Raw genomic sequence first — 24,323 nt, 5'->3', positions numbered from 1 at the left:
ATTATATGAGCTAGTTAGCGGGATTTTATTTTCTGTTTAATGAGTGTATAACAAAGCGCAGACTGTTGTAGGCCGTATCTATGTCCGTCTTTGACTACATAGTTCAGATACAATTTCCCATTCTCTCGCCAGCCCTGTTGTAGTCCATCTTCATGGTCATCGGTGTAGTTGGTAAATAAATAGGGTTTGCCATTCTTGTACCACCTTTTTTGCAGGCCTTCCCTTTTTTCTTCAAAATAGGTGTAATCAAATTTCAGGATTCCTCCTTCTGGCCAGAAGCCATAATGCCTGCCTGTGCTCAGGTTATTTCGGTAAAGTCGCACTTCATAAGGATGTCCAGTTTCATAGAAACTTTTATACAGGCCGTGTAGCATTCCCTGAAATAGGGAGGCATAGGTTTTTACCGTGCCATTTGGGTAAAGCTCCTTGAGAATACCCGAATATTTTTGGTTATCCAACACATAGATGCCATTGATGACAGATAATCTTCTGTCACTTACCAGTACAGTATCATTCGGAATACCAGTTATATCAATAGTATAATCCTTGGTCTGTATCGGTTTGCCCGTTGTTGCTGGAGCATTGGTACAACTGCTTATTGCCACCAGAAAGTAGCAATAAGCAGTTGTAAACAGAAAAATTCTATTGAGTGAATGTGCCCTTGGTGCCATAATAACTACCCGATTTAAGGATATAATAGCCTGTATTTAGATAGTTCTCATTTCGGGTATGGTAGTGATAAATTCCGTTTGGGAATTCGTTAGTAGCAGCGGTATGGCCGTTATAGGCATCAAGGTTGCTTGGGTAAGTACCATCTTTATCCTTACGTCCGTATAATGGAAAACCATCTCGTAAAAAGCCGACTAAATTGGCATCATCGGTCGTGGTATAAGTGCCTGTAACGTGATAATGATAATCGCCCGCCTGGGCTGGGTGAGCCCCTGCTCCATCAAACGAGGTAATGGTGCCCGCATTTAAGGCTACATTGCCGCCTTCGTTATTATTGAAGATGGGCGCGCCAGTGATAGCCAACCCAATGGCACCCAGCGATGTTTCTTCATGAGTGGTTGCTGCGGCCGGTTTGGCAGGAATCGTCATGGTATAATTTTGAGCAACCATCGTATTGGGGTTGGCAGCATGACCCGATGGAAATGGTTCATACAACGCATTGCCAGCTCCCCAGTAGGGTGTTTTATGGTTGGGCCTGCCATCACACTTCAGAACCAGGTTGTCGCCACTAACGGTAACTGTAACCCCACTTGCAAACTTGGCTTTTACCACACTGGTAATATCAACACTACCTGTTGTAGTTGGGGTAGTTGTGCTGGACGTGTCATCACTCTTGCTACAAGCCAATAGGCCCAATAGCAGCATTGGAAAGATTATTTTCTGCATTTTTTTAGTTTACATCTTAGACGATGATTGTTATTTAAGTCATTAGACGACCAGCTAAAAAAAATCCTATGGCCAACCCTTAACTTTTTTGGCCAAGCAGTTTTCTATCCTCTATTTCGATTAAGTTTACCGGATGGATTCAACAATCGACCTCACCAACGATCTGGCGCGGCTGGCGCTTCAGGAAGAACAGCTTCAATTTGATGTCTTTACAAACGATACGGCCTGGCAACTGGGCATGCGACTTAAAGATGCCGTCGAGGCCCGTGGTAAGGCCGTAGCCATCGACATTCAGTTTACAGGACAACCACTGTTTTTCTTTGCCATGCCGGGTACCACGCCCGACAATGTAGACTGGATTCGGCGTAAGCGAAATGTGGTGCTACACTATCATCGAAGTTCCTATGCCATCGGACTTGAGCTAAAGAAAAATCAAACTACTCTTTTGGATAAGGCGGGCCTTGCTGTTCGGGACTATGCCCCACACGGTGGCTGCTTCCCGATTTGGATTCGCGGGAGCGGTTTCGTGGGCACCATTACTATTTCGGGACTGCCTCAGCGCGAAGACCACAATGTGATTGTCGAAGTGCTGGCCACCTGGCTCAATTGCCCACTTAGCGAGCTGGCGTTGAGTGATACGAATTAGCAACTACCACATAGTGTTGGCACAGGGCTAATTGAAGATCAGTTCATGCCCAGAACGACCGAACCGATAGGGCGTTAGTGAACGCCCTTGACTGGCAAATGCCTATACTTTTTTTCCTTTCCCCGCTTCATCAATTACATAGCGAATCGAGCTAAACGAGTTCGTTAAGGCGAGTTTCGTTTCGCGCGGATCAAGCCAGGCTAGTTTCTCAATATCCTCATCTGCCTGGGGAGTCATACGACTATCGTCCAGAACACCCATGCGATACCATTTGGTGCGCTTCAGAATCCGATTGCCGTTCAGGTTATAAGTGTGCCAGGTTGTGCAGATGCGATCGCCTATGGATACCCGAACACCAGTTTCTTCCTCTACTTCGCGAGCAGCTCCCTGTTTCGACGATTCTCCAAGATCAAGCTTCCCTTTTGGTAAATCCCAAACACCTCGCCGGAACATCAGCAGCATTTTGTCGCCTTTAAAAACGATTCCTCCAGCTGCCTTAATGACTTTGAATGGCTTTTTTATGGCTTCTTCACAATCGTCTTTATCAAGACAACCTAACGTGACCGAGAGCAGATGGCCTGCATCTGCTTTTTGGAGTAAACTAAGCAGCTTGCTTACGGTAGCAGGCGTCGCGTTCAGGATTAGCAGATGACCATGCAGCGCATCAGCTTTAAGCGTCTCCAGACGAGCATCAACAATCTCGTCATAATCCGTAAAAGTCGGTTGGTTAGCCGATTCAGAATTGGTCAGTTGAGCAGCGGCTTTGGGGCCAACGAGCCGAATCGGGCGGTCGTTAATGAAAACAATCATCAGGACAATAGGCGGTTCAAACCGTAAAAGTAGTAAAACTGATGGTCTGTCACACGGTCAATTCTGTTGCAAACCAATTCAGTTTCTATATTTTTGCAACAGGTCAACTTTCTTCCTTTGTGGAACTCCTTATTATTTTACTTCTAACGATTCTGAACGGCGTATTCTCAATGTCAGAAATCGCTTTGGTCTCGTCGCGCAAGTCTAAATTAGAATCAGCTGCTAAAAATGGCGATCGTCGTGCGCAGGTAGCACTCGATTTGTCGAATTCGCCTAACCGATTTCTATCGACGGTGCAGATCGGTATTACCTTGATCGGTATCTTACTCGGTATTTTTTCGGGAGATAAACTGACCGACGACGTTCAGAATTTTGTAGCGCAAATAGACTTTGTGCGCCCTTACGCTCACTCGGTAGCAGTCGTATTAGTCCTGTTTTTGCTGACCTATCTCTCGCTGGTATTTGGCGAATTAGTGCCGAAGCGAATTGGCTTGTCGAATCCGGAAGGCATCGCCAAAACAATGGCTGCCCCCATGATTTTTCTCTCTCGTTTAACGTCTCCGTTCATTGCATTGCTTACGGTTTCGAGCGATTTACTGCTCAAAATACTGAATATCAAGCCGAATGAGAGTGCTGTGACTGAGGAAGAAATAAAAAGTTTGATTCAGGAAGGCACCTCAGGTGGCGCTATTGAAGAAATTGAACAGGAAATTGTTCAAAATGTGTTTCAGCTCGGCGATCGCAAGATTACCTCGTTGATGACCAACCGGCAGGAAATAGTTTATCTCGATCTGGAAGACGAACCCGCCGAAAACAAAGCTAAGATTCTGGAATATAGACATTCGGTATATCCGCTTTGCAACGGTAGCGTTGATGAAGTGGTGGGGCTAATTTATTCGAAAGATTTTTTGGGTAAAGACCTTGATACAGAACTACTACGCCTTAATGATATGAAACGGGATGCTTTATTCATTCCTGAAAATAATAAGGCTTATCAGGTGCTGGAGCGATTCCGAGAACGCCGTCAATATGTTGGGGCAATTGTTGATGAATATGGTGGCGTTTTAGGAATTATTACCCTCAATGATATTCTGGATGTACTGGTTGGCGATATCAACGATGATATTCATTCTGATTACGAAATCCGCGAACGTGAAGACGGCTCATTCCTGATTGATGCTCAATTGCCTTTTGAAGATTTTCTGTCTTACTTTTCCATCAATATAACTGCCCAGACGAGACGTGAATTAACGGGTTTTGACACGCTCGGCGGTTTTGCGTTACACATCCTGAAAGATATTCCTAAAGCTGGCGAAACGTTTGTCTGGCATAAATACCAATTCGAGATTGTGGATATGGACAAAAGCCGGATCGATAAGATTCTAGTGAAGAAATTAACTGAGGAATAGCCATTTTCAAACAGCTACACCCTATTGTAGGTTATAGATGGAAACTAATTCATCGACGACCATGCGATATCTGATGCCTAGTTCCAGCGAGTTAACCGGCGCAGACTCCAGCCGTGTGCCAACCGGAATGGAAAATGATCCTACTGCTGATGAAGAAGTTATCAACCAGCAGGATGGCGAAGAGTATCCTAAGTCAGTTGAGGAACACCCCGCCGAGGAAGCCAAAATAGCGCCTGATAATCTGGCTGATTCGATTGCCTATGCACTGGATGGCAGTGGTCCCGGACCTACTAATGCAAAGCCTAATGTGTCGGGTCACGATGTCATTACAGAAGGTACTTCCGGAGCTGGACCCGAAGAAGAGGAGCGAATTTTTGGTAAGTGACTGAATTACACGACTTCTTTATACTGCATACGATATAAGTTTGCATAGAAACCCTCGTGCTGAAGTAACTCTTCGTGGTTCCCCTGCTCAACAATGCGGCCTTTATCAACTACAATAATGTTATTCGCTTTCTGAATGGTCGACAGGCGGTGAGCGATGACAATGGCAGTGCGTCCTTTCATCAGTTTGCTGATTGCGTTCTGAATCATCTCTTCTGTTTCGGTGTCGACGGATGAGGTGGCTTCGTCGAGGACAATGATTTTTGGGTCCTGCACCATAGCTCGCACAAACGAAATCAATTGCCGCTGTCCAACGGAGAGTGTTGAACCACGCTCCATTACGTTATACTGATAAGCACCCGGCAAACGCTCAATAAAGTCGTGAACCCCAACTAATTTGGCGGCTTCTACTATTTTTTCGTGACTTATTGTCTTGTCGCCCAGAGTGATATTATTCTCAATGGTATCGGAAAATAGGAAAACGTCCTGTAAGACAACGCCAATATTTCGGCGCAGATGGCCCAGCTCGTAGTTATGAATATCAACGCCATCGACCCGAATATCACCTTTATTGATGTCATAAAATCGACTCAACAGGTTGATAATTGACGATTTGCCTGCGCCCGTAGCACCCACAAATGCTACCGTTTCGCCCGCATTGACTCGGAATGAAATGTCGCGTAATACCCAATCTTCGTTATTATAAGCGAACCAGACATGATCGAATTCGACTTTACCCTGAATAGTTTCTGGTGCATAAGTACCATTATCTACAGTAAATTCATCACTGTCTAAGAGCTTAAGAATCCGATCGGTGCTGACGATACCCATCTGGAGTGTATTGAAACGGTCAGCCAGCATCCGAATGGGGCGGAAAAACAGATTGATAAACATTACGAATGCCGTCACAGTCCCAAACGTGACGTCAGAATGTATAATCTGAGTTGCACCATACCAGACTACTAAACCAACCGCTACTGCGGAAATAATATCAGCAACGGGGTAATAAACGGAATAGTACCAGATGGAGCGGATATTAGCCGCTCGGTGCTCATCGTTGATGGCGCGAAACTTATCGGCCTCGATTTTCTCGCTGCCAAAAATCTGGACGATGTTCATGCCTGTGATATGCTCCTGTACAAATGAGTTCAGGTTAGCCACGGCTGTTCGCACCTCATTGAATGATTTTTTGATTTTCTCCTTAAAGACATACGTGCTAAACAGCATCAGAGGAATCGTTGATAGGCTGATAGCGGCTAACCGCCAGTCGGTGTAAATCATGACGCCAATAATGAGCACTAGTTGCAGAATGTCGCCTGCAATGGCGGCCATTCCCTCGCTGAATACGTCAGCCAGCGTTTCAACATCAGAAATGGATCTCGTAACCAGACGACCAATGGGTGTATTGTCAAAGAATTTAAGCCGTAAGTGCAGAATTTTTCGGTACAGTTGAGTTCGAATATCACGGATTACATACTGACCCAACCAGCCTGATAGATACGTGTTTAAAAACTGGACAACAGCCTGCACAATCAGCACACCGATCATCACGATCAGCATTTGGGTTAGTTTCTCATAGTCGCCCATTGCAATAATGTTGTCGATCGTATAGCGAATGAGCAAAGGAGTCAAGGGCGCCAGGCAGGCGGCCAGCATAATAATCCCAATCAGGAGATAAAAGCGCGTTTGGTATGGTTTTACAAACGCATATAGCCGTCGGAGTATGGCAAGGTCAAAAATCCGACCGCTTTTCTGTTCTTCGTTCACGGAAAGCAAAATGGCGAGTTCAAAAAGGTAACAGCATTTTTCGGCCGAACGTTTCCGAATTTGTACCCTAAAGGCAGGAAACAGTAAGAACCTTGCCTTTTGCCGCTTTAGTACCTAACTACGAAATCAAGTCCTGAGATGAACCGTCGAGCCTTTGTTCAGAACACCGCTGTTGCCGGACTGGCAACCCAAATCTTACCCTTTCCGATTTTTGGACGAAATGCACCGAATGAGAAACTAGTGATTGGCCTGATTGGAGTCCAGTCCAGAGGAAGCTGGCTGGCGGGGATTTTCTCGAAATTACCTGGTGCCGAAGTCGGCTACATCTGCGATGTGGAAGACGGCGCGATTGCAAATGGTCTGAAAGCCGTCGAAAAAGCAGGCCAAACGCGCAAGCCGACGGTTATAAAAGATCTTCGTAAACTACTAGAGCGTAAAGATCTCGACGCTGTCGCTATTGCCACACCTGACCATTGGCACGCTCCCGCAGGAATTCTGGCTTGTTCGGCAGGCAAACATGTCTATGTCGAAAAGCCTTGCGGGCATAACCCACAGGAAGGTGAATGGCTTTTGGAGGCTGCCCGTAACCACAACCGTATTGTGCAAATGGGTAGCCAGCGTCGTTCGTGGCCAACGCTTCAGCAGGCAGCTCAGGACATTCGTGATGGGGCCATTGGAAAACCTTATTTTGCTCGGGCCTGGTATTACAATAATCGTAAACCGATTGGTACTGGCAAATCGATTGCAGTTCCAGCCACGCTCGATTGGGACTTGTGGCAAGGACCGGCTCCCCGAAAAGGGTATCAGGACAACGTCGTACCCTATAACTGGCATTGGTTCTGGAACTGGGGAACTGGCGAAGCATGTAACAACGGTACGCACGAAATAGATTGCTGCCGCTGGCTACTGGGCGTGGACTTTCCAACAAAAGTAACTTCAGTGGGTGGGCGCTATGCCTATAAAGGCGATGACTGGCAAACTCCTGATACACAAGTTGCTTCGTTTGAGTTTGGCGATAAAGCGTCTATTACCTGGGAAGGATTGAGTTGTCAGGCATTTGGTCCTGAAAAAAGTGGCCGTGGCTTTACAATTTATGGCGATAAAGGCGTGTTGTCTGCTCCGCAAAGTGGACCGGATTACCAGATCCTGGATTTGGGTGGTAAAGTCATTAAAGATGTAAAAGGGGATGCGCCAACGGGTTCCTCGACAAATGCGGTTAGTCCAGGTGGCGAACAACTAGATGCTTATCACTTAAGCAACTTTCTCGAAAGCGTTCGAGGACAGGCCAAACCCAATGCCGACATTGCTCAGGGACATAAATCTGTGTTGCTTTGCCATCTGGCTAACATTGCTCACCGTACCGGGAACATTATTCACACCGACCCAGCGAATGGTCATATTCTGCACGACAAGGAGGCTATGAAATTGTGGAGTCGCGAGTACGAAAAAGGCTGGAAGCCAGTTGTATAAAAATTGTCAATTATGGCCAAGTGTAGTCAGAAGTTGTCAGGAACTATAGTTGACTCTTCTGACCACACTAGGTCTTCTATTTAAATGAAACGACGCACATTTGCCCGGTTAGCTGCCGCATTACCTGTTAGTTTGAGCGTTAATCAGAAAGCTATTGTCAACCCTACGGAATTTTCGTCAGGTATCGAGGCCGCTACTGATGACCGATCTTACTGGCTACAAACCTTACTGAAAATTGCACACCCTGTGTTGTCGTCTCTGGCGCAGAATCGACTGAAAGTGGCAATGCCTGTTGAGTCGGCTCCTGGTCAACAAGCAAGCCGCATAGAGGTATCTCATCTTGAAGCTTTGGGTCGGACTATGGCTGGCCTGGCTCCCTGGCTGGAGTTAGGACCAGATGATTCGCCCGAAGGTCGCTCGCGGCAAAAATATCTGATGCTTGCTAAACAGGCCATTTCCAACAGTGTAAACCCACAATCGGCCGATTATTTGAATTTTACGAAGGGCGGTCAACCGCTGGTCGATTCTGCTTTTCTGGCGCATGGCTTACTACGTGCTCCGAAACTGTGGCATGCGTTAAATGCAGAGGAACAAGCGAATGTTGTGAAGGCCTTACAGGCAAGTCGGGTAATTAAACCGGGGTATAGTAACTGGCTGTTGTTTACCGCGATGGTCGAAGCTGCTTTACTAAAATATACCGGTTCTGGCGATGAAGTGCGGATGGACTACGCTATTCGGCAACATCAATCCTGGTACAAAGGCGATGGTGCCTATGGTGATGGGCCTGACTTTCACTGGGACTATTATAACAGCTACGTGATTCAGCCGATGCTACTGGATGTGGTTAAAACTCTGGTCGATGCCGGAAAAGCAGATAAAAGTTTATACGAACCATTGCTGACTCACGCCCAACGTTACGCTATGGTACAGGAGCGGCTTATTAATCCCGATGGTTCATTTGCTGCTTTTGGCCGTTCGTTAGCGTATCGATGCGGGGCGTTTCAACTATTATCTCAGATCGCTTTACAAGGGAACCTACCCCCAGAATTATCACCTGGTCAAGTGCGCTCTGCACTAACTGCGGTGATGCACCGAACACTGGACGCCCCCGATACATTCGATGCAAAAGGCTGGCTTCAAATCGGTTTGTGTGGCCACCAGCCTTCTATTGGCGAGACCTATATTTCGACGGGAAGTTTATACTTATGCTCCGTGGCGTTTCTACCGCTGGGTTTACCCGCATCAGACCCATTCTGGTCAAGTCCGACGGTTGCTTGGACGTCTAAGAAGATCTGGTCAGGGCAGGATGTGAAAACCGACCATGCGATAAAGGGGTAAAATAAAAAAGCTGAGAGATGAAGGTCTCTCAGCTTTTTTTAATCTAGATCGGTCCAGCTTTAACTCACTGTTCCGCCATTCCAGACTGCGTCGCCGGGAGCGATAAGCGCCAGTTTTCCATCACGGTCTTCGGCCATTAGGATCATTCCCTGAGACTCAAAGCCCATCATCTTACGCGGGGCTAGGTTTGCCAGGAACGTTACTTGTTTGCCAATGATCTCTTCAGGGGCGAAATGCTTGGCAATACCACTCAGAATTTGACGACCGCCCAAGCCGTCGTCTACCTTCAGTTTGAGTAATTTATCGCTTTTAGGAACGCGCTCGGCCTCGGTAATGGTACCGATGCGGATATCCATCTTGGCGAAATCATCATACGTAATTTCAGACCGTAATTCGGGTACTGTCTTGGTTTCTAACTCATTCATTCGTTTGGCATTCAGTAATTTCTGAATCTGTGTATTGATTTCGTCGTCTTCAATTTTGGCGAACAGCAATGCGCCTTTACCTAATAGAGTACCCTCAACCAGGAGATCAGCACGGCCCGCGTTCGTCCAGTTGAAATGCTCAGTAATACCTAATTGGCTGCGTAGTTTCTCTGACGTGAACGGCAGAAACGGCTCGCAAACAATACTCAGGTTGGCCGAGATTTGTAGGGCAATATTCAGGATCGTGTTGGCTCGCAGCGGATCGGTCTTGACAACTTTCCAGGGTTCGGTTTCGGCCAGATATTTGTTACCCAGCCGCGCCAGATCCATAAGAAGTCCTAAGGCTTCCCTGAATTTATAGTTTTCAATAGATTGTCCGATTCGGTCGGGAAACTGCGCTAACTCGTCAATAACTTGCTTATCATAGTCTGTCAGTTCGCCAGTGGAAGGAACTTTACCGTCGCAGAATTTCTGCGTCAGCACCACTGCGCGGTTTACGAAGTTACCGAAGATTCCCACCAATTCGGCGTTGTTACGGGTCTGGAAATCTTTCCAGGTAAACTCACTGTCTTTGGTTTCGGGCGCATTGGCCGCTAGTACATAGCGCAATACATCCTGCTTGCCGGGTAGCTCTTCCAGATACTCGTGGAGCCAGACCGCCCAGTTCCGCGATGTACTGATCTTATCGCCTTCGAGGTTCATAAACTCGTTGGCAGGTACGTTATCGGCCAGGATATAACTGCCTTCCGCCATTAACATCGCTGGGAAGATGATGCAGTGGAAAACGATGTTATCCTTGCCGATAAAGTGTACAAGTTTGGTCTGTTCATTGCGCCAGTACAGTTCCCAATCGCGTCCTTGCTCGGCAGCCCATTCTTTGGTCATCGAAATGTAGCCGATAGGCGCGTCGAACCAAACGTAGAGTACTTTACCATCCGCGTCGGGTAATGGCACTTTGATACCCCAGTCGAGGTCGCGTGTCATGGCACGGGGGCGCAAGCCTTCTTTCAACCACGACTGACACTGGCCAAATACGTTCGTTTTCCATTCAGTATGGCTGTTAACGTATTTTTCAATAGTCGGCTGCATCCGATCCAAAGGCAGAAACCAGTTTTTTGTCGAGCGCATTACGGGCTTGGAGCCGGACAGCATCGAATGCGGTTCAATCAGTTCAGTCGGGCTAAGGGCAGTGCCGCAGCGTTCGCATTGGTCGCCGTATGCGTTTGGGTTGCCGCAAACCGGGCAGGTACCCACAATATAGCGGTCGGCCAGGAATTGACCGGCTACTTCGTCGTAATACTGTTCCGTAACTTCCTCATCAAAATCACCCTTTTCGTAGAGTTTCGTGAAAAACTCCTGCGAGGTTTCGTGGTGAATTTGATTGGATGTTCGCGAGTAAATATCAAATGAGATACCGAAGTCACTGAACGCCTGTTTTATCTGAACATAGTATTTATCAACGACTTCCTGAGGGGTAATACCTTCTTTTTTGGCTTTAATAGTTATGGGGACACCATGTTCATCGGTGCCACTGATAAAAGCGACATCTTTACCCGTTGAGCGGAGGTAGCGCACATAAATGTCGGCGGGGAGGTAGCATCCAGCAATGTGGCCGATGTGAATCGGGCCGTTGGCGTAAATGAGAGCCGCCGTGACGGTATAGCGTTGGGGATTTTCTAACATCAGTTTGAGGGTCGATGTTTGAGGTTCGACGTTTAGGGCGTCATCAACTTCAAACCCATTTTTGGGCAAAATTAGCAATTCAGGCCCGAACGTTGTTATGTTTACGCAAACTCGCTGTTGCTTCAGCGAACCGGGCTACTATGGAGAACACAGCACCGAATACGAATAATTTCCTTAACTGGGTTGAAATCAAAAACTTCAAGTCCATCAAAGACCTCCGGCTGGACTGTAAGCGAGTGAATGTATTTATTGGCAAGCCGAATGTAGGGAAGTCGAATATTTTGGAGGGATTGGGGTTGTTGGGAGCGAGTTATAGTGATGTACAAAAGAGCAAAAGGCTATTTAAGGACTTTGTTAGATTTACTTCTTTATCCAATTTATTTTATGATGACGATATCAATATTAATGCTAGTATAAAAACAGACAAAATTTCTAGTGAACTTGCTTACGATTCTGCGTCTCATCTTTATTATTTCTTTATTGGGAATGAAGAGTGGATTAAGTACGCTAATCAAGCTGTGAATAATTATAGATTAGGATTAATGAAAGAAGAAGATTTTGAAAGGTTATTAACTGTATTATCTGACCTTCTAATAAATCCTCAAAATAGTAACCCTGAAGAAAATTGCTATGAAAATATAAAAGTTTTTGGTTTTGGTGGATCAAAAGGCCAGAAGCTTGAGTACGGTTCCTACTTTCGGTTGGCAGGAAATCCTATAAAGCGCTATGAATTCAATGGGACTAATAATATAGGTGAGATTGGACAGAATTATCTTTTGCCACCCTATGGTAATAATCTTTTCAACGTTATTGACCACAATGAAGAAATAAGAAAGGACTTAGCTGAAGTATTTAGACCTAATGGATTGAATCTAGTTCTTTCAAAAAAAGACAGAAAGTTTTCGGTTCAGAAGCAAATAGACGGATACGTTTACGATTACCCTTATTCAAACATAGCAGATACCTTTCAACGCTATGCCTTTTATCTGGCGGCTATTGAGTCAAATGCGAATTCTGTAATTGTGCTGGAAGAGCCTGAAGTACATTCGTTTCCGCCCTATACACAGGAATTGACGTATCGAATGATTTATAGTGAGGAAAACCAATTTTTCGTTACTACTCATAGCCCTTACTTGCTACAGACACTAATTGAAAATCTTACTGATGATCAACTGAATGTATTCGTGACCTATTATGAAAACTACGAAACTAAAGTTCGGGCATTAACCTCAAATGAACTGCGTGAAGTAATGGATTTCGGTATTGATATATTTTACAACCTCGAAAAATATCAACCGAATGCCTAATATCCGCATGATACCTGAATGCTATGCGGATACAGCATTAGTTAAGGTTATTGTAAATGATCAGAAACCAGTTGACCATGTGTTTGGCATTCCAAATGTGGCCAAAGAAATGGCGCTAGGTTTGGTAAATCATCCTGAGTTTATACTAATTGGTTTTGTTGATAATGATAAGAGAACGCCCACTTACTTTGACGATTTTGATACAATTACGGTTGAGAATAAAGTTATCTTTAAGAAGAAACAACTTGTTGAACACTATCTATTGGTAATTGATAAAGCCATCGAAACATTTCTAATCTGGAATGCTCAACAAGTAGCTATTGATTTGGCAGAATACGGGTTTACATCAAACCTAAAACGATTGTGTCAATTGATGAAGCGAACGACAATCGGTTCTGATCCCAACTACCTCCGCCTTCTTACCGATCTCCACACTCGCCAGGCTCCTGGTTTCCAAACGCTTGAACGCATCCTGAATGACTTCATCACTACCTAACTCTGTTTTCATTACCGGTGCAACGGGTTTCATTGGGTCCCACATTGCCCGACGATATCTGGCCGATGGGTATCTAGTGTCGGTTTTGTACCGGCCGCAAAGTGGCTATGGAATGCTGGCCGATATAGCTGATCAAATTACTTGGCACGAAGGAGATGTACTTGATATTCCATCGCTCGAAACGGCGATCTTTCCAGGTATAGATGTGATTCATGCCGCTGCGATTGTCTCGTTCGTGCCGAAAGACCGCGACCGTATGGAGCAAATCAATGTGGAAGGTACCGCGAATGTCGTGAACGTTTGTCTGAACGCGGGGGTACGTAAGTTGGGTTATGTCAGTTCGGTCGCATCGCTGGGCCGACCAGTGGCGAAAGGAGAGAATCCTAATGAGGCTATTGTTATTGATGATGATCAGAAATGGGTGGATTCGCCGGCTAATTCAGTTTATGCCAAAACCAAGTACTGGGCTGAGTTAGAGGTATGGCGGGGAGTATCCGAAGGACTTAATGCCGTAATGGTCAATCCATCTATTGTACTTGGGGTGGGCGACTGGAATCGAAGCAGCCTGCAACTCATCAAATATGTTTATAACGAGAAGCTGTTTTATCCAGCTGGCCTTGTCAATTACGTAGATGTCCTCGATGTAACGGACGCGCTTGTGCAGTTGATGCAATCCAATATAACAGCACAGCGGTTCATCCTGAATGGGGGCACCATTCCCTATCGTTCGTTGTTAGAACAAGTAGCAACCGCCCTGAACAAGCGCCCACCCACTATGCGGGTAGCGCCTGCGCTGACACGATTGCTCTGGCCACTGGAGGCCGTTCGGGCATGGATGACGGGTAAGGCGCCACTCATCACGCGCGAAACGGCCCGGTCGGCGAGTTCACTTTACCAGTACAATGGGCAGAAAATAAAGCAGGTAATTGATTTTCAGTACCGACCATTAAGTGAAACGTTACGGCGAATAACTGCTGCGTTTGGTACGTTTTAATGGGTTTGTAAATTTTCGGGCCGAGGGTTGCAGTTTTGTTTTTTTGGATATATATTTCAATGCCAAAGGATAAATCGCATCGTTGATGCGTCCCCTATCCGTGATTTACGAAGTACGATTTTATCGTGATTTATAAATCGCAACCTGTAAATCGAACCTGTACCGGAATGCCGGATCACGGCGCCACGGTCGTAAATTTTTTATACATGGAGCAAGAGTTCGAAGAACGAGAAGGCGATATTAAAGAATCAATCCGGCGTTTTGAGCAGATGCTGGACCAGCAACAAAGCCAGTTTTTCGACCTGGATGTCTATGAACAGATGGTTGAGCATTATCTCAACCAGGGTGATTTAGACAAGGCGTTAAAAGCCGCCGAATCAGGTCTGGAAAACTTTCCATATGCGCTGGAACTAATGCTTGATAAAGCCCAGATTCTGGCTAATTTCCAACGATTCGATGAATCGCTGGAGTTACTGGAACGGGCTTCATTGTTTAATCCCGGTGACCTCGATGTGCCGTTTATGCAGGGTTCTGTGCTGAACATGGCCGGTCGGTATGAGGAATCCATTCAGATACTGGAAGAATTACTTGACCGAGCGGAGGATAAGGATGATATCCTGTTTCAACTCGGACAGAGTTACCAGAACTGGGGGAAATATGATGAAGCTATCACCCAGTACAAAAAGTCGATCGCGCTGAATATCAACAATGAAAACGCGCTGTATGAACTGGCGTTTTGTTTGGATGTAACGGGCGAACTGGAAAATAGTCTGTCGTATTATCAGCAACTGATTGATACGGACCCTTATTCGTACAATGCCTGGTATAACATGGGCATTGCCTACAGCAAGTTAGCCCGGTATTCTGAAGCTGCTGAAGCCTACGATTACGCCGTCATCATTAAGGAAGATTTCGCGTCGGCCCATTTCAATTTGGGTAATACCTACATGAATCTGGGGTTGTTCGAGAAGGCCGAACATTGTTACCGCGAGACGCTGAAATACGAGGAGGCTACCGCCGATACGTATTGTCATCTTGGAGCTAGCCTGGAAAAACAGGATCGTCTGCCCGACGCCATTAAGGAGTACCGCGAAGCGATCAAGTTAGATGCCATGTGGGACGAAGCCTGGTATGGTATCGGGGTTTGCTTGAGCGAATCAGGTAAATGGTATGAAGCGCTGCCATTTCTGCAAAAAGCCGTCAAACTGAACGATCAGAATGGTGAATATTACATTGCCATTGCTGAAACCGAGTATAAAATTGGTAACGTTTTGTCGAGCGTTGAAGCGTTTGAAAAAGCAGCGGAGGTAGATGCCGAAAATCCTGATGTGTACTTGACCTGGTCACTGGTGCCGTTCGATCAGGGCGATTTCCTGCGGGCGAATGATATTATCCAATCGGGCATTAATGATATGCCAACCGATGCTGATCTATATTATCGTTCCGCTGTTTATTTGATTCATGCTGGCCATTATCGGGAGGCACTTATTCAATTGGAAGCTGCTCTCTCGCTTGATTACGATGCGCATGTTCAGTTGTTCGAATTCTTCCCTGAATTAGAAAAGCAGAAAGCGTTGTACAAGATTATTCAGCAGTACAAAAAAGAATAAGTATAGAATCCTTCTAAAGCTAAAAAGTCGCTCTCCAACATTGGAGAGCGACTTTTTAGCTTTAGAAGCTATTCATCGTTTAACTGAGCGACTGCTTTAACGATCTCGTTTTTATTCAGATAAACGTCTGGCAGTTTTTTGCCTGATCGTTCCTTATAGGCGTAAAACCACCGATTAAGCTTTTGGAGCGAAGTGAATTTATAGAGTTCACTATTGTCATCCAGCACATATAGTTTTCTGCCAATTATTCCACGCTCTTCATCAACGGCGAATTTTTGATCTAATACAACAATGGACCCGTTCGCTAATTGGCGGAAGAGGTGATGCCCTTGTCGAACAAAAACAGTTGAATCAGTTCGATCTGTGACTAAGGTATCGGCACCCGCAAGCCCCAAACGTCGAATCATTGAAAAACCAATCCTCATCTTGGGAGCCTGGCTGCTAGCTCGGTAGATAAAGGAAGATCTTCCGTTGAATTGAAAGCGACCTTGTAAAATGGTTCCATCTATTAGTAAAGCTGTACCATCATGGTATTTGTAGTCAATACTTGGGGACTGATTGACGGGAATGTAAACGGTACTTGGAGCCGTGTGATGAACCTGGGCTCGTGAAATAGTGGCCATGCTAAACAGAGCGACAGTGATAGCTGCGATAAGTTTCATAACGGAATAGTTTTATGAGAACATCTAATTGTCGCATTAATATAACATACTTTACTCATTTGTAGTAGCAAACAGAGGTTATGGAGTTGGGTCAAGTTGTGCCAGGCGTTTAATGATTTCGGTTTTGCTCAGGAAAATATCCGAATTAGGCCAGTTATTCTGCTGACAAACAGCATAAAACCATTGATTTGCCTCCTCTAACGTTCGTAAACGTTTTATTTTTCCATCGTCACTCCAAGTCAATAACGTATTCCCAATTTTGCCTTTATCCTCGTTAACAGAATAAGTTTGGTCGTAAAGGCCAACTTTTCCAACGGTTAATCGGCGGCATAATTGGTTTTTTACCCGCAGAAAAACAGTCGAATCTGTGCGAGGTGTTGCGGTTGTATCAGCGCCTGCCAGTTTCAGGTATTCGAATTTATAAGCGGGAATAGTTTTGCCTGGTGAATGCCCATCCTGATAGAAGGTAAACGAACTATTCTTGTTGTACATAAACCGCCCTCGTAACTGCGAACCATCTGTGAGTCTGGCATCGCCGTCGTGCAATTGATAAATGATTGGCATCACATACGGAGTGGCTGGGCGAGGAATAATAACGGGATAGCCACGATACATGGGTGTCGTACGGCCTGCCTGGCCAAAGGTGGCATAGGTTGATAAGGTCAATAGTATACCAGTAAGTAAGGTTTTCATGGGTGTGCTGGTTTGTGATATTTTTCCTAAAACGGTCCCTACTATTTTCTAAATATGTATTAACGTTAATTTAACTATATTTTCAGTTGGTTGGTTAGCAAAAAATGGTGTGGTTATGATGATTTGAAAGTCGAATAGATAGTGCTGAAAACACCCCTTAATAATAGGGAGCATATGCCTAAGGAAGTAAAATGAACGGAATGTTACGTGAATGGGTTAGGCAACAGAGTTTAATTTGATCTGGTTTACTATGAATAAGCCGACTAACGGCCTATTGATTTTTAGCTTTGTATACCGCTTGTTACTTGTCGGCATGTTGTTAGTGCTGGCTTTGCCGATGGTAACTTGGGCGCAAACGGATTCAAGTCGTTTGGCTATTGACGGCCAACCTCCAGTAGCTAAAACCGATACCTCAGCCGATGTCTGGGATGTATACTATCGGTTCATCAACAAGAAAGGCCACCGTACTGCCGAAGGACAACAGCCAGGATTTCATCCATCTGTCTTTCCCGAATTGGCCTATGCGTTGCAAACTGGCTTTGCTGTCGGTTTAAATGCGAACCTGTCATTTACCAGCGCCGACCCGAAACAAAATGTATCGGTCATTTATTTTACTCCTCAATACACGCAATACCAACAGATCATTGTCCCGGTTGAAGTGAACCTCTGGACCAAAGGGAACCGCTACAATATTGTGACGGACTATCGTTATTATGACTATTCGGCAGACAATTTTGGATTGGGAGATAATTCAAGGACTGATGTCGATGATCAATTGAAATATTCCTATTTGCGATTATACCAGTCGGTTTTACGGCAGGTGGCCACTAATTTCTCAATTGGTATTGGCTACGCGCTCGATTATCACTGGAAAATTCGGGAAGAGAATAAAACGCCCCAATTGAACAATGATTTCCAGCAATACGGATCGACGGATAAGTCGGTGTCGTCGGGGGCAACCATTAGCTTTCAGTATACCAATCGACGTAATCCTAATAACCCCCAGAGTGGATTTTTTGGAAGCCTGGTAGTTCGCCCTAATCTACGCTGGTTAGGCAGCGATCAGAATTGGCAGTCGGTTTTGGCTGATTTCAGAAAGTATGTGCCTTTATCGGACGATGGTCGGCATATTCTGACATTCTGGAATGTAAACTGGCTGACTTTTGGTGGTCAGGCACCGTACTTAGACCTGCCCAGCACAGGCTGGGATACGCACTCGAACCTGGGAAGAGGATATACTCAGGGTCGATTTCGTGGGCGAAATATGATCTATCTGGAAACCGAATATCGGACAGTATTGCTCAATAACGGCTTATTGGGTGGCGTTGTATTTGCCAATATGCAGACCTTCAGCGATTACCCAAATACAAATCAATTCGGGAAACTCCTGCCCGGTGGTGGCGTTGGGTTGCGTATTAAAATCAATAAACATTCAAACCTGAACCTGGCTGTCGACTACGGTTTCGGCATTGGTGGTTCTCAGGGATTATTCCTGAACTTGGGAGAGGTTTTTTAACATTATTTCTTATCCGCATCGGGGATTTGACTCGTGGCAAGCTTCTGTTTCAGATCAAACGTCTGTCCGGCAAACACAATCAGGATCTGATTTTCATCGAACACTTTTTTTACCGCAATCATAGCTTCGCTCAGCGCCATTTGCGAATTTGTGATCGTCGGCTTAATCCAGAACCAGAGCACAAACTGGACATTAGCATCGGCAAAATTACGGTAGTGTAATTCAACCGGATGGTCTGGCAACACAAAGGGTAGAACTGAGACGGCTTCCTTGGCCAGACGCTGTGCCGTTGCCATATCATCCAGATAGGAGATACCAGCGGAGACTTCAATGCGTCGTTGACCAATTCGGGAAAAGTTAGTAATCGGTTTCTGAAAAACGTCTTTGCTGGGAATCTCGACGGTTTGTCCCTGGCCATTATCCATCACGATGGATCGCAGTTTAATGTCCAGCACTTTACCCGTATAGCCGTTCGTTTCGACCGTATCGCCAACCTGAATGGGACGGGCCAGCGCGATCATTGCCCCCGAAATAAAATTGGTTGTTAAATCCTGAAAGGCGAATCCAACAGCCAGAGCAATAACCCCAGCTCCAGCCAATAATGACGTTACTGTCTTGTCCAGGCCCAATACACCCAAAGCAACAAACAGCCCGACAGACAGAACAACAACCCGCATGACTGCCCCTGTCAGGTTAATTAAGGAGACGTTGTTGCTAACCCGATCCAGCCCCCGCACAACCCAACGACTCATCCAACGCGATAGGAAAGTGAAGAAGACAAGCAGTAGTAAGGCTACGGCTAGCTTGGGCGTATAGCGTATGGCGGTCCGAATCCAGGTAGATAGTTCTGAGTAAATAAGCCCGGCAGCCTGCGTAAAATTCATTAGATAAGTGACTAGTTATACGAATAGAACGACGCAGATTTGGATAGTGTTTCATCAGTAAACGGAATCGCCGTACCTTTGTAAGGTAGACAAACCTCATCGACAATGACACCCACCGCTGCTATTTACCTGGATAACGCTGCAACAACCCGACTTGACCCCGAAGTGCTAGAGGCTATGTTGCCGCTTATGACGGAGCATTTTGGCAATCCATCTTCCATTCATAGTCACGGACGGGCGGTGCGCACCGCTATCGAAAAAGCGCGCAAAACGGTCGCGTCTTTGCTGAATACATCACCCGCCGAAATTTTCTTTACATCGGGTGGTACCGAAGCGGATAATACGGCCATTCGAAGCAGTATTGAAACCTATGGACTAACACATGCGATTACGTCGCCGTTGGAGCACCATGCTGTTTTGCATACACTCCAGCATTTGGCCGAACAGGGGACTATTCAATTAAGCCTCGTCAACATAGACGAAAAAGGCCATATTGATCTGTCTCATCTGGAAGAGTTGTTACGCACAATGCCTCGCTCGCTGGTATCGCTCATGCACGGCAACAACGAAATTGCCAACTTGCTGAACTTGAATCGGGTAGGGGATTTGTGCCGTTCTTACAACGCTATTTTTCACTCCGATACGGTGCAGACGATGGGCCACTTCCGGCACGATCTTCAGCAGTTACCCGTCGACTTTATTGTTGGAGCAGGGCATAAATTCCACGGACCAAAGGGCGTTGGTTTTTTATATGTCAATGCAGAGCATGTAAAAATTCACCCGTTTATGTATGGAGGAGCTCAGGAGCGCAACATGCGGGGCGGTACCGAAAACGTATATGGGATTGTTGGTCTGGCGAAGGCCTTGGAAATCGCCTATCGCGATATGGATGCTCATAAACAGCACATTACGTCACTGAAAAGCCGGATGATTAATCAACTGCGGGAGAAAATGCCCGATGTTCGATTCAATGGCGATTCGGTAGATGTAGACAATAGTTTGTACACAGTGTTGAATGTGAGCCTGCCTGCATCAGACATGAGCGATATGCTGTTATTTAGTTTGGACATTGCCCGTATTTCGGCCTCAGGCGGCTCGGCCTGTTCGAGTGGATCAAGTATTGGTTCGCACGTGTTGGGGGCGCTACCAGGGCTGGACCCAGATCGCGGTTACGTCCGGTTTTCATTCGGGAAATATAACACGGCGGAGGAGATTGACTATGCCGTCGATACACTGGTAGGGCTTTACCAGAAAGAGCTGGTGAAATAATAATGCCAAGTCATCCTGTCGTTATCGAAACGTACAATCCTGATTGGCCTGTTTGGGCTCAACGGGAAAGTGATCGATTCTATCAGGTATTAGAGCCTAATCTGATTACTGTAGAACATATTGGTTCAACATCCGTACCCGGTCTGGCAGCCAAACCCATTATCGATTTAATGCCGATCGTCTATTCACTGGATATACTGGATCAGCAGCGATCTCTTGTCGAGGGATTAGGCTATGAATGGTATGGAGAATATGGGATTGCTCAACGACGATTCTGTACGTTAACGGATGCTAACGGCAATCGCCTAATCAATGTGCATTTCTTTGCTGAGACGTCTCCTGATATCACACGACATCTGGCTTTTCGGGATTATTTACGAACACATCCAGCGGTTGTAGAGGCTTATCAGCAGGAAAAGCGTCGTGCGGCAAGCCTACACCCATTTGATTCGCTCGCTTATAATGTGGAGAAGGCCGATTGGGTCAGGAATCATGAGGCAGATGCACTCAATTGGTTTATAAAGAAGCAGTAAATCCACTAGAAATTGCACTTGTAGATTTACATGTCGCTAGAAATCTATCGTCGGATTCTAGCCTGAACTAGTTTATCGATCTATGCGAAAACATTGGTGGAAAGCCTTGACTGTTATTATTCTAGCATATGTCTTTGTGGCTGGCCTAATGAGCCCTGTTCCCAAATTACCCATTCTGCACGAGGCAATACGAAATACATTTTTCCATCCACCCCTATGGATTGCTATGATGGTCATGTTGCTTTCATCGACCATTTATTCGATTCGCTATTTGAGAAATGGCAAACTAGATGATGATTTGATGGCTGTAGAGTTTGCTAATACAGCCCTTTTATTCGGGATACTAGGCTGTATTACCGGATCAGTATGGGCCTACTTCGCGTGGGGTGATCTTTGGCCGAACGATCCGAAAACGAACGGAGTAGCGGTAGGTATGTTGCTGTACTTAGCTTATTTTGTTTTACGTGGATCTTTTGATGACGATATGCGTCGAGCCAGAATTTCAGCGGTTTACAACATTTTTGCTTTTGCTGTTTTTATCCCCCTTATTCTGATTCTCCCTCGTTTAACCGATTCGCTGCATCCTGGTAATGGCGGAAATCCCGGTTTCAATCAATATGATGCCGACAGTTCGATCAAACGAATCATTCGGCCTGCCTTTATTGGGTTTACCTTATTAGGATTCTGGATTACGCAACTCCGGGTTAGGTTGCGCCGATTGGAAATCAATCTGGATGAGGTCGAAGAGTCTACAAAATCAGCGGCTATTCCTGCTGAGCTACAAAATCCTACCAATTTATAGCAAATCACACATGGATCAGTTTACTACTTCGTTAACCGAAGCCCTACGTCAAGATGGCAAAATCTGGGTAGTGATTGTTGTTATTGCTATTGTTTTACTAGGCTGGCTATACTATTTACTTCGAATTGGCAATCGGGTCCGTAAAGTAAAACAGAGGCTTGACTTATAGACTTTTACAGACTGATCTGTACCAGAAAATCATAACCCAATAACCATTTTAAACTCAACTGAAATGCGTGTATTAACTCTTCTCCTGTTAAGTACGTTGCTGATTACTGAACATACATTTGCTCAAAAAGACGCTCCTATTACGGTCGCCACCTATAACCTCCGCTACGACAATAAAGGCGATGGGATTAACGCCTGGCCTAATCGAAAGGAGAATGTAAAAGCGCTGATTCGCTTTCACGAATTCGACCTCTTTGGAACCCAGGAAGCCTTACGTAATCAATTAAATGATGTAGCTGAGCTAAATGAGTTTGCCTTCCTGGGAGCAGGTCGTGATGATGGAAAGGAGGCTGGTGAGCATTCGGCGATTTTCTATAAAAAAGACCGTTTTAAGCCGCTTCAATCAGGTAATTTCTGGTTGAGCGAAACCCCCGATAAACCTGGTAAAGGCTGGGACGCAACCTGTTGCAATCGGATTTGCTCCTGGGCTAAGTTGAATGACTTGAAGACGAAAAAAGAGTTTTACTTCTTTAGCGTTCACTTCGATCATCAGGGTGTCGAAGCACGTCGCCAGTCGGGAAAACTGATGGTGGAGAAAATTAAGGAAATCGCTAAAAATGTACCCGTAATTCTCGTTGGGGACTTTAACTCAACTCCCGAAACAGAGCAAATTCAAACCATTCAAACGCTATTGAATGATGCCCACAAAGTAACGACCACTCCGCCTTATGGGCCTGAGGGGACCTTTAATAGTTTCAAATTCGATGCGCCAATGGATAATCGAATTGACTACATTTTTGTCAGTAAGCAATTCGATGTTCTAAAATATGGTGTCCTGACTGATGCTAAAGAACAACGATACCCGTCTGATCATCAGCCTGTAATGGTAAAAGTAATTTTGAAGTAATAGTCAGCTATAGGTCGGTTAAAAGTAAAAACGCGGAGATGATAGTCTCCGCGTTTTTACTTTTTTGCGTCTGTGATTTAGACTGTTTTTATTTCTCTACTAAACTCGGTATACCTATCCACCGTTGTGCCACAGTTAAGGTATAGTCGAGAAAAGCCCGTGCGGTGCGGTCATAAACTTCATGTCCGATGAAATGGCCATTTTCGTCCAGATTCTTATCCGTTTCGTGCGACTCATACAGCTTTGGAGAAACGATGGAGTAGCTATGGGTGAAACTGATTAGTTTGTTCACCACCGTCGTCATGTCCAGTGCTGGCTGTCGTCCACCACGCCCATTGGAGATACCCGCCATGGCAAACACCTTGTTGTCGAAGAGGTGTTTAAAGGCCGGCCCACCCAATTGGTGAATAGCATTGGTTGCTTGTGGAGGAGCCGTCCAGTTGTATTCGGGCATGGCAAAAATGACCAGATCGGCGGCTTCCCAGGCACTAATGAGTTCTTCCTGAAAGGGTGTCAGTGAATCTTTTTTCACAGTTCCCTGACCGACCAAGGGTATATCGTACTCCTCAAACGTTACTATCGAAACCTCATGCTGACCTTCCGCAGTAAGAATATGTCGGAGGTAGCTGACAAAGCGTAGCGAGTTGCTGTTCTTGCGCGATGAGGTAGAAATCAGCGTAATTTTCATTGTGTTAGGTTATTCAAGTTAGTTAACAAACCCCGGCTTTCTGCCTTTAGTTTCGTAGTCGAAATACAACGTTTCTTCTCTAGACTGGGTCTATTTACTATCTGTTTACCAAGTCACCTAAACTCATGAAACTAATCTGCTTATTGCTATTCGCTACAAGTTGCGCCTATGCTCAGCTACCAACAACGGTAATCCGTCGGGATTCGATGCCATCGGTCTTTCCGCCTGATCTGATGCCAAATGTCCGGCCAAATAACTCATTTTACCGATACCCTACAGATTCGCCGAACGTTGTGAGAGCCACGCTGGATAACATGCCTGTGAAAGTGCCTGACTCATCTACGAATTATACGATGATGCGGTCGTTTCAGCCATATGTAATGCCTCAGCAACAGCCCCAACTGTTTCTTAAGCCAATGCCAAGAGTAGTGCCGAAAAAATTTAAATGAGATTAGTTTTAGTGTAAA

Annotated in this window: 25 protein-coding genes; 16 read left to right on the top strand and 9 right to left on the bottom strand. The window is 45.5% G+C overall.

Annotated elements, in window-relative coordinates:
• Positions 1 to 14: 14 nt before the first annotated feature.
• Positions 15 to 671: a toxin-antitoxin system YwqK family antitoxin gene (locus tag GO755_RS09200; RefSeq protein ID WP_157584457.1), complete on the bottom strand. Its 657-nt coding sequence runs from the start codon at positions 669 to 671 to the stop codon at positions 15 to 17.
• Positions 643 to 1,395 carry a YHYH protein gene (locus tag GO755_RS09195; protein ID WP_157584456.1) on the bottom strand — a complete coding sequence of 251 codons (753 nt, stop codon included), beginning with the start codon at positions 1,393 to 1,395 and terminating at the stop codon, positions 643 to 645. The genes GO755_RS09200 and GO755_RS09195 overlap by 29 nt, the downstream gene beginning before the upstream one ends.
• A 133-nt stretch (positions 1,396 to 1,528) precedes the next feature.
• Between GO755_RS09195 and GO755_RS09190 the strand changes: the two genes are divergently transcribed.
• Positions 1,529 to 2,041, top strand: coding sequence for a heme-degrading domain-containing protein (locus GO755_RS09190; RefSeq protein WP_157584455.1), 513 nt, complete (start codon positions 1,529 to 1,531; stop codon positions 2,039 to 2,041).
• Positions 2,042 to 2,143: 102 nt separating this feature from the next.
• On the opposite strand, the gene GO755_RS09185 is transcribed toward GO755_RS09190, so the two are convergent.
• A complete protein-coding gene (locus tag GO755_RS09185; RefSeq protein WP_157584454.1) occupies positions 2,144 to 2,851 on the bottom strand; it encodes an NUDIX hydrolase in 708 nt (235 codons plus the stop codon).
• 119 nt (positions 2,852 to 2,970) lie between these two features.
• On the opposite strand from GO755_RS09185, the gene GO755_RS09180 reads away from it, so the two are divergent.
• Positions 2,971 to 4,260, top strand: coding sequence for a hemolysin family protein (locus GO755_RS09180; protein WP_317165822.1), 1,290 nt, complete (start codon positions 2,971 to 2,973; stop codon positions 4,258 to 4,260).
• A gap of 61 nt (positions 4,261 to 4,321) precedes the next feature.
• Positions 4,322 to 4,645 (top strand): hypothetical protein, encoded by a 324-nt coding sequence (locus tag GO755_RS09175; protein ID WP_157584452.1) that lies wholly within the window; start codon positions 4,322 to 4,324, stop codon positions 4,643 to 4,645.
• 5 nt (positions 4,646 to 4,650) lie between these two features.
• On the opposite strand, the gene GO755_RS09170 is transcribed toward GO755_RS09175, so the two are convergent.
• Complete coding sequence (locus GO755_RS09170) at positions 4,651 to 6,411, bottom strand: ABC transporter ATP-binding protein (RefSeq protein ID WP_317165821.1); 1,761 nt, start codon at positions 6,409 to 6,411, stop codon at positions 4,651 to 4,653.
• A 138-nt stretch (positions 6,412 to 6,549) separates the two neighbouring features.
• Here GO755_RS09170 and GO755_RS09165 point away from each other — a divergent pair, with 138 nt between their 5' ends.
• Together GO755_RS09165 and GO755_RS09160 are read left to right on the top strand one after the other, a co-directional pair.
• The gene (locus GO755_RS09165) at positions 6,550 to 7,881 is read left to right on the top strand and encodes a Gfo/Idh/MocA family protein (protein ID WP_157584450.1); all 1,332 of its coding nucleotides are present in this window, start codon (positions 6,550 to 6,552) and stop codon (positions 7,879 to 7,881) included.
• An 84-nt stretch (positions 7,882 to 7,965) separates the two neighbouring features.
• A complete protein-coding gene (locus GO755_RS09160; RefSeq protein ID WP_157584449.1) occupies positions 7,966 to 9,219 on the top strand; it encodes a DUF2264 domain-containing protein in 1,254 nt (417 codons plus the stop codon).
• Between the two features lie 59 nt (positions 9,220 to 9,278).
• Here the strand turns inward: GO755_RS09160 and metG are convergent, their stop codons facing one another.
• Entirely contained in the window at positions 9,279 to 11,327 is a 2,049-nt protein-coding gene (gene metG, locus GO755_RS09155; protein WP_198174786.1) for a methionine--tRNA ligase, read from the bottom strand.
• Between the two features lie 14 nt (positions 11,328 to 11,341).
• Here metG and GO755_RS09150 point away from each other — a divergent pair, with 14 nt between their 5' ends.
• The 4 genes from GO755_RS09150 (at position 11,342) to GO755_RS09135 (ending at position 15,734) form a co-directional block, all read left to right on the top strand.
• Entirely contained in the window at positions 11,342 to 12,634 is a 1,293-nt protein-coding gene (locus tag GO755_RS09150; protein ID WP_227686902.1) for an AAA family ATPase, read from the top strand.
• Entirely contained in the window at positions 12,627 to 13,130 is a 504-nt protein-coding gene (locus GO755_RS09145; protein ID WP_157584447.1) for a hypothetical protein, read from the top strand. Before GO755_RS09150 ends, GO755_RS09145 begins: the two co-directional genes overlap by 8 nt.
• Positions 13,111 to 14,124, top strand: a complete 1,014-nt coding sequence (locus tag GO755_RS09140) for an NAD-dependent epimerase/dehydratase family protein (protein WP_157584446.1) — start codon at positions 13,111 to 13,113, stop codon at positions 14,122 to 14,124. Before GO755_RS09145 ends, GO755_RS09140 begins: the two co-directional genes overlap by 20 nt.
• 206 nt (positions 14,125 to 14,330) lie before the next feature.
• Entirely contained in the window at positions 14,331 to 15,734 is a 1,404-nt protein-coding gene (locus GO755_RS09135; protein ID WP_157584445.1) for a tetratricopeptide repeat protein, read from the top strand.
• 68 nt (positions 15,735 to 15,802) lie between these two features.
• Here the strand turns inward: GO755_RS09135 and GO755_RS09130 are convergent, their stop codons facing one another.
• Together GO755_RS09130 and GO755_RS09125 are read right to left on the bottom strand one after the other, a co-directional pair.
• Entirely contained in the window at positions 15,803 to 16,396 is a 594-nt protein-coding gene (locus tag GO755_RS09130) for a hypothetical protein (protein ID WP_157584444.1), read from the bottom strand.
• A gap of 78 nt (positions 16,397 to 16,474) precedes the next feature.
• The gene (locus GO755_RS09125) at positions 16,475 to 17,089 is read right to left on the bottom strand and encodes a hypothetical protein (protein ID WP_157584443.1); all 615 of its coding nucleotides are present in this window, start codon (positions 17,087 to 17,089) and stop codon (positions 16,475 to 16,477) included.
• A gap of 250 nt (positions 17,090 to 17,339) precedes the next feature.
• Between GO755_RS09125 and GO755_RS09120 the strand changes: the two genes are divergently transcribed.
• A complete protein-coding gene (locus tag GO755_RS09120) occupies positions 17,340 to 18,605 on the top strand; it encodes a BamA/TamA family outer membrane protein (RefSeq protein WP_227686901.1) in 1,266 nt (421 codons plus the stop codon).
• A 2-nt stretch (positions 18,606 to 18,607) separates the two neighbouring features.
• Here GO755_RS09120 and GO755_RS09115 read toward each other — a convergent pair whose 3' ends face one another.
• Entirely contained in the window at positions 18,608 to 19,489 is an 882-nt protein-coding gene (locus GO755_RS09115) for a mechanosensitive ion channel family protein (RefSeq protein WP_157584442.1), read from the bottom strand.
• A gap of 105 nt (positions 19,490 to 19,594) precedes the next feature.
• On the opposite strand from GO755_RS09115, the gene GO755_RS09110 reads away from it, so the two are divergent.
• The 5 genes from GO755_RS09110 (at position 19,595) to GO755_RS09095 (ending at position 23,168) form a co-directional block, all read left to right on the top strand.
• Positions 19,595 to 20,758, top strand: coding sequence for a cysteine desulfurase family protein (locus tag GO755_RS09110; RefSeq protein ID WP_157584441.1), 1,164 nt, complete (start codon positions 19,595 to 19,597; stop codon positions 20,756 to 20,758).
• A 2-nt stretch (positions 20,759 to 20,760) separates the two neighbouring features.
• Complete coding sequence (locus GO755_RS09105; protein ID WP_157584440.1) at positions 20,761 to 21,291, top strand: GrpB family protein; 531 nt, start codon at positions 20,761 to 20,763, stop codon at positions 21,289 to 21,291.
• Between the two features lie 82 nt (positions 21,292 to 21,373).
• Positions 21,374 to 22,093, top strand: coding sequence for a cytochrome c biogenesis protein CcsA (ccsA, locus tag GO755_RS09100; RefSeq protein ID WP_157584439.1), 720 nt, complete (start codon positions 21,374 to 21,376; stop codon positions 22,091 to 22,093).
• A 10-nt stretch (positions 22,094 to 22,103) separates the two neighbouring features.
• Positions 22,104 to 22,262: a CcmD family protein gene (locus GO755_RS40880; RefSeq protein WP_198174785.1), complete on the top strand. Its 159-nt coding sequence runs from the start codon at positions 22,104 to 22,106 to the stop codon at positions 22,260 to 22,262.
• A gap of 63 nt (positions 22,263 to 22,325) precedes the next feature.
• A complete protein-coding gene (locus GO755_RS09095; RefSeq protein WP_157584438.1) occupies positions 22,326 to 23,168 on the top strand; it encodes an endonuclease/exonuclease/phosphatase family protein in 843 nt (280 codons plus the stop codon).
• 88 nt (positions 23,169 to 23,256) lie between these two features.
• On the opposite strand, the gene GO755_RS09090 is transcribed toward GO755_RS09095, so the two are convergent.
• Positions 23,257 to 23,856: an NAD(P)H-dependent oxidoreductase gene (locus tag GO755_RS09090; protein WP_157584437.1), complete on the bottom strand. Its 600-nt coding sequence runs from the start codon at positions 23,854 to 23,856 to the stop codon at positions 23,257 to 23,259.
• 125 nt (positions 23,857 to 23,981) lie between these two features.
• On the opposite strand from GO755_RS09090, the gene GO755_RS09085 reads away from it, so the two are divergent.
• On the top strand, positions 23,982 to 24,305 hold the full coding sequence (locus GO755_RS09085; RefSeq protein WP_157584436.1) for a hypothetical protein: 324 nt from the start codon (positions 23,982 to 23,984) through the stop codon (positions 24,303 to 24,305).
• The last annotated feature ends 18 nt before the right edge of the window (positions 24,306 to 24,323 follow it).

Source organism: Spirosoma arboris, assembly GCF_009754945.1.
GTDB classification, from domain to species: domain Bacteria; phylum Bacteroidota; class Bacteroidia; order Cytophagales; family Spirosomataceae; genus Spirosoma; species Spirosoma arboris.
This window is presented reverse-complemented; position numbering and strand designations above follow the sequence as displayed.

Coding starts and splice junctions, on each gene's coding strand:
- GO755_RS09200 (WP_157584457.1), bottom strand. CDS start 671: ATGGCACCAAGGGCACATTCACTCAATAGAATTTTTCTGTTTACAACT.
- GO755_RS09195 (WP_157584456.1), bottom strand. CDS start 1,395: ATGCAGAAAATAATCTTTCCAATGCTGCTATTGGGCCTATTGGCTTGT.
- GO755_RS09190 (WP_157584455.1), top strand. CDS start 1,529: ATGGATTCAACAATCGACCTCACCAACGATCTGGCGCGGCTGGCGCTT.
- GO755_RS09185 (WP_157584454.1), bottom strand. CDS start 2,851: ATGATTGTTTTCATTAACGACCGCCCGATTCGGCTCGTTGGCCCCAAA.
- GO755_RS09175 (WP_157584452.1), top strand. CDS start 4,322: ATGCGATATCTGATGCCTAGTTCCAGCGAGTTAACCGGCGCAGACTCC.
- GO755_RS09165 (WP_157584450.1), top strand. CDS start 6,550: ATGAACCGTCGAGCCTTTGTTCAGAACACCGCTGTTGCCGGACTGGCA.
- GO755_RS09160 (WP_157584449.1), top strand. CDS start 7,966: ATGAAACGACGCACATTTGCCCGGTTAGCTGCCGCATTACCTGTTAGT.
- metG (WP_198174786.1), bottom strand. CDS start 11,327: ATGTTAGAAAATCCCCAACGCTATACCGTCACGGCGGCTCTCATTTAC.
- GO755_RS09150 (WP_227686902.1), top strand. CDS start 11,342: ATGTTTGAGGTTCGACGTTTAGGGCGTCATCAACTTCAAACCCATTTT.
- GO755_RS09145 (WP_157584447.1), top strand. CDS start 12,627: ATGCCTAATATCCGCATGATACCTGAATGCTATGCGGATACAGCATTA.
- GO755_RS09140 (WP_157584446.1), top strand. CDS start 13,111: ATGACTTCATCACTACCTAACTCTGTTTTCATTACCGGTGCAACGGGT.
- GO755_RS09135 (WP_157584445.1), top strand. CDS start 14,331: ATGGAGCAAGAGTTCGAAGAACGAGAAGGCGATATTAAAGAATCAATC.
- GO755_RS09130 (WP_157584444.1), bottom strand. CDS start 16,396: ATGAAACTTATCGCAGCTATCACTGTCGCTCTGTTTAGCATGGCCACT.
- GO755_RS09125 (WP_157584443.1), bottom strand. CDS start 17,089: ATGAAAACCTTACTTACTGGTATACTATTGACCTTATCAACCTATGCC.
- GO755_RS09120 (WP_227686901.1), top strand. CDS start 17,340: ATGAATAAGCCGACTAACGGCCTATTGATTTTTAGCTTTGTATACCGC.
- GO755_RS09115 (WP_157584442.1), bottom strand. CDS start 19,489: ATGAATTTTACGCAGGCTGCCGGGCTTATTTACTCAGAACTATCTACC.
- GO755_RS09110 (WP_157584441.1), top strand. CDS start 19,595: ATGACACCCACCGCTGCTATTTACCTGGATAACGCTGCAACAACCCGA.
- GO755_RS09105 (WP_157584440.1), top strand. CDS start 20,761: ATGCCAAGTCATCCTGTCGTTATCGAAACGTACAATCCTGATTGGCCT.
- ccsA (WP_157584439.1), top strand. CDS start 21,374: ATGCGAAAACATTGGTGGAAAGCCTTGACTGTTATTATTCTAGCATAT.
- GO755_RS40880 (WP_198174785.1), top strand. CDS start 22,104: ATGGATCAGTTTACTACTTCGTTAACCGAAGCCCTACGTCAAGATGGC.
- GO755_RS09095 (WP_157584438.1), top strand. CDS start 22,326: ATGCGTGTATTAACTCTTCTCCTGTTAAGTACGTTGCTGATTACTGAA.
- GO755_RS09090 (WP_157584437.1), bottom strand. CDS start 23,856: ATGAAAATTACGCTGATTTCTACCTCATCGCGCAAGAACAGCAACTCG.
- GO755_RS09085 (WP_157584436.1), top strand. CDS start 23,982: ATGAAACTAATCTGCTTATTGCTATTCGCTACAAGTTGCGCCTATGCT.